This is a genomic window from Aquiflexum sp. (genome assembly GCF_041751335.1).
Taxonomy (GTDB): Bacteria; Bacteroidota; Bacteroidia; order Cytophagales; family Cyclobacteriaceae; genus Aquiflexum.
Map to the genome: position 1 here is coordinate 1 of NZ_JBGSXS010000004.1, position 8,956 is coordinate 8,956.

Consider the following 8,956-nt stretch of genomic DNA (forward strand, 5'->3'; position numbering starts at 1 on the left):
AAACTATGCATTGATAGCCAAAACGGAAACGGAACTACCCTGACCTGTTCTATCCCCATGGCTACATTTAGTATTGTAGGTGGAGCCGAATCCCCATAACTTTAAGCTATGATACGGGTAGCCATATATGACGATAATTCAGCCCGCAGGGAAAGTTTGCAGGCTTTGATCGGTTTGGTACCCGAACTTGAATGGGTGGGTTCCTTCGAAAACTGTGCCCATATCAAAAAAGACATAGACCAAAGCCGACCTGATATCATCCTAATGGACCTGGAAATGCCGGTGGTCAACGGGATCGAAGGCATCAAAATCGCCAAGCAATACGCACCTTATATCAAGATCATAGTGCAGACTTCCTTTGATGATGATGAAAAGGTTTTTGCTGCCCTTCAAGGTGGAGCAGAGGGCTATATCCTAAAATCAGCTTCCGTCGCCCAAATCACCCAAAGTATAGACGAAGTAAACAAAGGCGGGGCAAGCATGAGTCCATCCATAGCCTTAAAAGTAATGCGTTATTTCGGGGAAATTCCCAATGGAAAAAAAGAAGATTACCAATTGACCCCCAAGGAATCAGAAGTACTCAAAAAACTCGCAGAGGGCCTCAGCTACAAAATGATCGCAGATGAACTCGGCATCAGTTACTTCACCGTCAACAACCACGTCAAAAAAATCTACGAAAAGCTGCATGTGCATTCTCTTGGGGAGGCGGTGGCATTGGCTTATAAGAAGAGGTTGTTGTGAAAGGGTTTCCCGCAAAGATGCTAAGGCGCAAAAGAAGTTTAACCTTTGAGGTCTTTTTTGACCTCGAAGGTTTTGAGGGATGAATAATCGCCTCACAATTTCATGGTTTGTAAGGTTTCCCGCAAAGACGCAAAAACGCTAAGGAGGAGTTAGGTTTTAAGGTCTGCCCAAGTTCAACCTTTGAGGTCTTTTTTTGGACTTCAAAGGTTATAGCCATATTTAGCTATTTCCATTGGGTAAAAGCTTAAGTATTTTTGATTTGTATGGTAAAGAACTCAAATTAATAATATTCGATTTCTTACAATTTTGGAGCGTAACAATTTGATATTTTTACTCTCCTTGAATCAGACAATAAATTAAAGAAATAATCAAATATTGAGTTATAATGGATATTTAAAACTGATTCTTGAATTCTATCATTAAACGGATCGGGTAGATTTTAAACTTTTCTCAAACTCTAAACACATTTTCTATGAGAACCAAAATTATTATCGCCGATGACCACGAGATGTTTGCTTCGGGATTGAAGCAGATTCTCAATACCAATCCCAATTACCATTTAGGTAATTGTTTCAGCAATGGAAAGCAAGTTTTGGATTATTTGGATCAGGGATATTCTGCTGATCTATTGATTTTGGACCTAAATATGCCTGTCATGGATGGTGTTCAGGTCATGGGACATTTGCAGAGAAATTATCCAAATGTCAAGAAATTGGTATTGAGTATGCACAGGACTGTTTCAACAGTTGAACTGTGCAAAAATCTTGGGGCAGATGGAATGATTGGTAAGGATGCACCCTTACAGGTCCTTTTGGAGTCAATCCAATCTATTATTAAAGGAGGTATTTATTTCAATGACTTGCCTGTTGGCAATGACAATATAGAGGATGATGGGTTTTACAAGAAATTGGCAAAACAATACCACCTTTCCAAAAGGGAAACTGAGGTTCTTCAGCTAATCATCAATCAGTTTGAAACTGATGAAATTGCTGAGAAATTAAATTTAAGCCGGTTTACTGTTAGAACACATAGAAGAAATATCTTCGAAAAGCTTGGTGTAAGAAACCTGGCAGGTTTGGTTACTTTTTTGAAGAAATCTACAGATTTCTGAATTTTAAAATTGAATCAATTTTTATCTCCATATCTATTTATCTCCATTTTTGCAGTAGATAGGAAATACAATGTTTGGTCAGATACTTAAATAATCCTTACATCGGACTTCGGTCTTCGGACTTTCAACAAATTTGTAAAAAAAGCATGGGCCAATGGAAAGGAAACGGATTACCATTTTTTTTAGCATTTTTATCCGAATTCAACTATCTTAATTTGAAATTTCGAATCCAATATTTTGAATCAGTTGAATTCATACTTTGTAACCTTCTTTTTCATCAATTAAAGCCATATATGGAAGCCAAGTTTTTCCCTGCTGCCCCTTCTTTGTCACGAATGGTGACAGGATATTTTTTGGTGGATGAGATTTTGGAAGAAGAGACATATAATTTATTGACACCAAATGGATCGCCTGCCATTGTCATGCCATTTGGAGGAACGTTTGAATACATGGTAGATGACAATCCAAAGGTCGAAATAAATATAGAATCGGAAGTTTTTGATCGGGTGTATCTGTATGGACAAATGAAAACCTACGGGAACGACAGGACCAAGGGACATTTCCGATTGGTTTTGACTGTTTTTTCACCATCAGGCTTGTATCCATTTATCCAACGGGATGTTTCGGCTTTCACCAATAAAGTGACGTCATTCCAGAGATTGGGGCTTCCTGTTTTTGAGGAAGGGTTCTGTAAGAAACTAATGTCGGAGGCTGATCACCGAAAAGTGATTAATTTGATTGAGAAGGAAATCATCAGATATGTAAATCGATTGAAGGAATTTAGGATTTTGAATAATATCGAATCTGTGATTGCTGAAATTGTTGAAAGAAAAGGAAATATTGCCATTTCCGGCCTTGGTTCAAATTTGGGAATTTCACAACGGGTTTTGGAACTGGAATTTAAGAAACAGGTTGGTTTGTCCCCAAAAATGTTGAGCCGGATTATACGGTTCAATAACCTGATGAAAAACATGGTCCAAAAAGAAAAACTGGACAGTTTTGAGTTTTTATCAGAAATGGGCTATGCTGACCAATCCCATTTGATCAAGGATTTTGTGGAATTTACCGGAAAGCCACCATTGAAATTTTTAAAAAATCCCAATGAATCTGATGTTGACTTCAAAGAGAACAATCCAAACTGGTAGAATTATATTTTTGTGTCTATGTATGTAAGGTCTATTTTTCTGCTAATCTTGTTTTTGTTTCCCTTCAAAACATTTTCTCAGGAAGAAAAAATGGATTCGTTATCGGTTTTATTGAAGATAAACCAAGCACCGGATTATCCTATCGGGGATTATCTCTTTTATTGGGAAGAAACAGAGAATTTTAGTTTAAATGAAGTTTTAAATAAATTCAAGGAAAAAGGATTTGAGGCTCTGGGCCATCATTCCCTGTTTAACAAAGGATATACTGAATCAATTTGGTGGTTTGGCTTCCAGTTGGAGAACGAACTGGATGCCGGAAATATGGTGATCTTGAGTCCTGCAGGGGCAGCCATCAAAGAAGCTATACTGTTTACTTTCGATGAAAATGACAGCCTTATCAATGAACAGGTTTCAGGCTTCTTGTATTCCGGAAATAAAAGGGCAATGAACAGTAGACTTAACTCTTATGAGTTATTAATTCCCCCAAATTCAATTTATACTTATCTGCTAAGGGTTGATAGCAGGGGACTGAATACTTATATTCCTTTTTTTTTGGATGAACCAAGATCCTATTGGGAATATGAAATCAGCAGAACGGCATTTTTTGGTTCGGTTGCAGGGGTATTGATGCTTGCCTTTTTTTTCGGGCTATCCCTTTGGATATTTTTTAGGGAAAAAGTCTATTTGACTTTCTCCGGATATTTGATCTGTTGCCTTGCTTTGATATTGGAGGAAGATGGTTTTTTGTTTTTATGGGTTTATGGTGACTTTTTTGGAAGCCTATCTTCGATTGTCATTCCATTTTTCAGTCTGATGATGTCCGTATTGCTTTTGAACTTTATCAACCAGTTTTTTGGAGAAAATAAATCCAAAGTTTGGAATGTGTCCAAACTTTATATGCTCATCAATTACTTTTTTGCCATCTTGATTATGGGTTCACTTTTCATTGCATTGGGATCAAAAGTCAATAAAATGATCAGTTGGACAGCATTGTTCATTTCTATTTGCAATATGGTCATTGTATTGGCCATGACTGTTTTACAATTCCGGTCAAAAGGAAAAATCGCCTATTACCTGGCTTTGGCCAATGCTATTTTGATTTTTGGATTTTCCAATTATGTGCTCAACATTCAAGGAGTAACAGATTGGCATCCTCTTTATCCAAATGGTCTGGTAGTGGGATCATTGGTCAATGTGTTTTTGCTTACAATCGGTATTATCCATCGGTATTATATTATCAGAAATGAAAAGGAAGAACTGAGTTTGGAAGTGCTCCAACAGGAAAGGAAGCTTTCAAAGAGTATCATTCAGGCGCAGGAAAAGGAAAGGCAGAGAATTGCCAAAGATCTGCATGATGATTTGGGAGGATTATTGGCCATTACAAAATTGCAGGTTGAATTTATGATGCTGGGCCCCAAAAAGTATAATCCAAGACTGGACGAAACACACAAATTATTGGAAATCGCTTGTAAAGATATCAGGTATATCGCCCATGAACTGATGCCCCGGGAAGTGGAAGACAAATCCCTCAAGGAGATGGTATCGGAAATTTTGGATATGGTCGGTTCACAGGATATAATCAAAATCACCTATGAAATCGCTGATCTGCCAAAATTGCAGCTAGAAATCAAGATCAACCTGTTCAGGATAATCAAGGAATTGCTGAACAACATTATCAAACACGCAGAGGCCACAGAAGCCCAAGTGAACATATTCCTGAATAACCATCGACAGAAACTCAACTTGGTTGTTTCCGATAATGGCAAAGGAATTCCCAGGGATATTATTGACAATCCTGAAAATGGCTTGGGATTGGTAAATCTTGCCAACAGGGTAAATTACCTAAAGGGGAAAATCAGTTTTGAATCCAACGAAAGGGGAACAAAAGTGAGTATAGAAGTTCCGGTTGGAACTGGATTGACTTAGTAGCATTAATTAATGAATTACTTTTCCTTAATTCAATAAATTGAAAAGGACTATGGGAATCTATTTAGAGGAATAAATTTTGGTTTAAAAAAAACCTGAATCTTTCACATAAGTTCTAATTGAGAAGAGCGGGTGGGAATGAAGGCGGACCGGGTCGGCATTGGCCTTGTGGGATGATAGGATTCCGCCTTCTTGACTTTTTTGGCTACTTTTTTTGTCAAGAAAAAAAGTAGCTATATAAACAAACTCCAAATAACCTATTAGGGTTAAGAATCAATCCAAATAAAAATTTTTCCAGGATAATTTTTTGTGTGAAACTATTATTAGAATCCTGATTTTTGTTTCAACGTTTCCAGCCTATTTATTTTTAAAATTCTTTATGTCCAACAGAAAACCCCTTAGTTCAACAATAGTACTTTTATAGTATTTTTTTCCTTTCGGTTAATCGGGAATTTTACCAACATAAAAATCCGAATAATCATTAACCATTTAAATTTTTAGACCAATGAGAACCATTAAATATTTTCTTTTATCGGCATTATGTGCTGCATTAATCTCCTGTGAAGAAGAAGAACCGATTCCTACCTATTCACTTTCTACAATTGCTTCTCCGGTAGAAGGTGGCACCATCACAATTGCACCTTCATCAGCCTCATACCCACAGGGCCAAACGGTCACCCTCACACCCCAGGCGAATACCCATTGGGTCTTCAAACAATGGGAAGGTGATGGGAGTGGGGCTACTGTTCCATTGACCATTTCCATGACTTCCAACAAAAGTGTGGTAGGGGTATTTGTCAAAAGGGATTATCCCCTGAATATACAGATCGAGGGGGAAGGCACCGTAAATGAAGTCATAGTGACCAATCCATCCGGCAGGGATTATCCACATGGGACTACAGTCGAACTCACCCCTGTCCCAAATGAGGGTTGGGAATTCGAAAATTGGGGAGGGGATTTGAGTGGAAGTGAAATACCCAAACAGATTGCAGTGGATAAAGAGAAGAATGTAACGGTCAAATTTAAGCTCAAGGAAAAATTTTATCTAGCCGAAAACGGAATCACCTGTAAATGTGAAGCTGTAGGAGTCGGAGAAAAAGGTACCCTAAACGGGATTGAATATGAGGCGGTAGACAATGATTTGATCAGGCAAAGAAGGGGTGAAGGGGTTGACATGACCAGGTTATGTACTTCTTTGGTTACGGATATGTCCCAATTGTTTAGAGCTACCACCTTCAACCAGCCAATTGGCAATTGGGATGTGGGCAATGTCACAGATATGAGTAGAATGTTTGATCTTTCTTCGTTCAATCAACCTATTGGGGATTGGGATGTTAGTAAGGTTACAAATATGATTGCGATGTTTTCTTCGTCCCAATTCAACCAACCCATTGGGGAATGGGATGTAAGTAATGTTAACAATATGGGAATATTATTTCATAATTCTCCATTCAACCAGCCCATAGGAGATTGGGATGTAAGCAAGGTTACTGATATGGGATTAATGTTTTATAAAACTCCATTTAATCATCCGATTGGAGATTGGAATGTAAGCAATGCTACAGTTATGTTGAGTATGTTTAGAGAATGCCCTTTTAATCAACCCATTGGGGATTGGGTTGTAAGCAATGTCACGAATATGAACCGCATGTTTTATGAATCTCAATTTAACCAATCCATAGGGGATTGGGACGTTTCAAGTGTTACAAATATGGGTGATATGTTTAGAGATTCTCATTTCAATCAACCAATTGAAAAATGGGACGTTGGAAATGTCAAAAACATGTCCTTTATGTTTTATAGGTCAAATTTTGATCAACCGATTGGACCATGGAATGTGGGAAATGTAATTGATTTTTCCGCGATGTTTACTGAATCTTTGTTTAGTCAAAATATTGAAAACTGGAATGTAAGCCAAGCATCGAATATGCGATTTATGTTCGCCGGAGTCCGATTCAATCAACCAATAGGAAGTTGGGACGTCAAAAATGTAGTCAATATGGATGGTATGTTCGAAGCCAACCCATTGTTTAACCAAGATCTATCAAAATGGTGCGTTACGAAAATCAAATCAAAACCATTATTCTTTGACAATAAGGCCAATTCTTGGACTTTGCCTAAACCTGTTTGGGGGACATGTCCGGATTGAGTTCGACATTGAAATTTTCTTTTTGGAGTTAATGTTTTTCAATATTTCCCTTTGGGAAACAAAATAATAATTTAAGGGTAGCTGAATATAGATGAAAAAGCCTGGCTAATGACAGGCTTTTTCTGCTTTCTGCCACGCATAAACTTTCCCAAAATTTCAAACTTTGGAAAAGTTTACCCTTCGAATCCTTTTAAATCAAGAGCAACTTAGAAGCGCCATTTTAATCAGCAAGAGAAAGAAAAAACTCGAGCAACAGGCACCCAGGCCGCTATAAGAAAAAATAGATATACACAATTTTACCAGTAATATCGTAGCTCAAAATAATTCTCGAAAGATCCTGAAATGCACGATACTTCGGTCTTCCGTCTTCGGACTTCCGTCCTGTTTGCAACTGAATTAAAGGTTACTGGCAAGAAAGCGTATAAATAAATAAACAACTCTTAGTTCAAAAATAGTACTTTTATAGTATTTTTTTCCTTTGGTCAAAATGGGAGATTTACCCAAACCAAATTCTTAACAATCAATTGGATAGCTAGATTTAGCTATGGTGCTACACCTCTTTTTATATCAAATTTATATGCTTTAAACCAATTTTATGATGAAAGCGCTACATACTTTACTGACCATTTTCGCTGTTTGTGCATTTAGCTTTGCCATGGCACAAACCCCGGTGGCTTATTATCCCTTTAATGGCAATGCCAAGGATGCCATTGGTTCCAACAACGGAACCGTAAATGGTGCAACTCTAACCACTGACCGCTTTGGAAATGCCAATAGCGCGTATCTTTTTGATGGGGTGGATGATATAATTGACATTCCAAGTAGCAGTTCAAATAATTTTACCCTGAATCAAGATTTTACGGTGCAATGCTGGGTTAAAATCCCATCTTCCCAACCAAATGAATCAACAGTAGCGGCAAATACAATTCTGGAAAAATGGGATGGTATAACAGGTGGTTACCCATTCGTGATTAGGTATAGAAATAACAATGAAGACAATCCGGATTTTGTAAAAGCAAAAATTGAAGCAGCACGATGGAATGGAACAGAGCAAGCCATAGTATTTTCAGAGGTATCAGTCAATGACAATGCCTATCATTTAATAACATTTACAAAAAATGGTACACTACTAAGTTTATATGTTGATGGAGTGCTTCAAAATACAACCACTGACTTAACTTCAGGTACTACAGATAACCCAGATCCATTACATGTGGGAAATAGAATTGCATTTGGTCCTTTGGCATTGTCAGGAACAATTGACGAGATAAAAATCTACCATTTGGCCTTAACAGCAGAGCAGGTTTTAGCAGAATTTAATTCAAATGATTCCGGAAATGTATCCCTGAATTCTTACAGATCCATCCAATCAGGCAATTGGAATTCAGTCACCACTTGGCAACGCTTCGATGGAAATAATTGGATTGCTGCTATTGCGGTGCCTTCATCGGCAGATGAAGACATCACCATCAGTGAAGGCCATACTGTTACTGTATCTGATACACGAACCATTGACCAAACAGTGGTCGAGGAAGGGGGTACTTTGCTTGTTTCGGGTGGAACACTTACTGTTAACGATGATGTTGGAATTGATCTTTTTGTATCAGGTACAATAAATCTCAGTAGTGGAATCCTTACCGGAAATGGACAATCAGAAGTAGAAGGAAGCTTTAATTGGTCAGGAGGATTCTTGACCGGAGTTGGTCCGATGACGGTTTCTGGACTTGCTTCTTTTTCAGGCAACAACAAATTCATCAATACCAAAACCCTACTGCTGCAGGGCACCACAAACTGGACCGCTGGAATCCTAGATGTGAGCAACAATGGCAACATCACTATTGCAGAAGAAGCAACATTCACAACCAATTCGGACGGTCCGCTGAC

Annotated in this window: 6 protein-coding genes; all 6 read left to right on the forward strand. The window is 38.1% G+C overall.

Annotated elements, in window-relative coordinates; genetic code table 11:
• The first annotated feature begins 108 nt into the window (after window positions 1-108).
• Window positions 109-741 (forward strand): response regulator, encoded by a 633-nt coding sequence (locus ACEW8U_RS00055; protein ID WP_373519981.1) that lies wholly within the window; start codon window positions 109-111, stop codon window positions 739-741.
• A gap of 472 nt (window positions 742-1,213) precedes the next feature.
• A complete protein-coding gene (locus ACEW8U_RS00060; protein ID WP_373519982.1) occupies window positions 1,214-1,852 on the forward strand; it encodes a response regulator in 639 nt (212 codons plus the stop codon).
• Window positions 1,853-2,145: 293 nt separating this feature from the next.
• Window positions 2,146-2,997, forward strand: a complete 852-nt coding sequence (locus ACEW8U_RS00065; RefSeq protein ID WP_373519983.1) for a DUF6597 domain-containing transcriptional factor — start codon at window positions 2,146-2,148, stop codon at window positions 2,995-2,997.
• A 90-nt stretch (window positions 2,998-3,087) separates the two neighbouring features.
• Entirely contained in the window at window positions 3,088-4,923 is a 1,836-nt protein-coding gene (locus ACEW8U_RS00070; protein ID WP_373519984.1) for a 7TM diverse intracellular signaling domain-containing protein, read from the forward strand.
• A gap of 505 nt (window positions 4,924-5,428) precedes the next feature.
• Window positions 5,429-7,072, forward strand: a complete 1,644-nt coding sequence (locus tag ACEW8U_RS00075; protein WP_373519985.1) for a BspA family leucine-rich repeat surface protein — start codon at window positions 5,429-5,431, stop codon at window positions 7,070-7,072.
• A gap of 595 nt (window positions 7,073-7,667) precedes the next feature.
• A partial coding sequence (locus tag ACEW8U_RS00080) for a LamG domain-containing protein (protein ID WP_373519986.1) occupies window positions 7,668-8,956 on the forward strand: 1,289 nt, incomplete at its 3' end.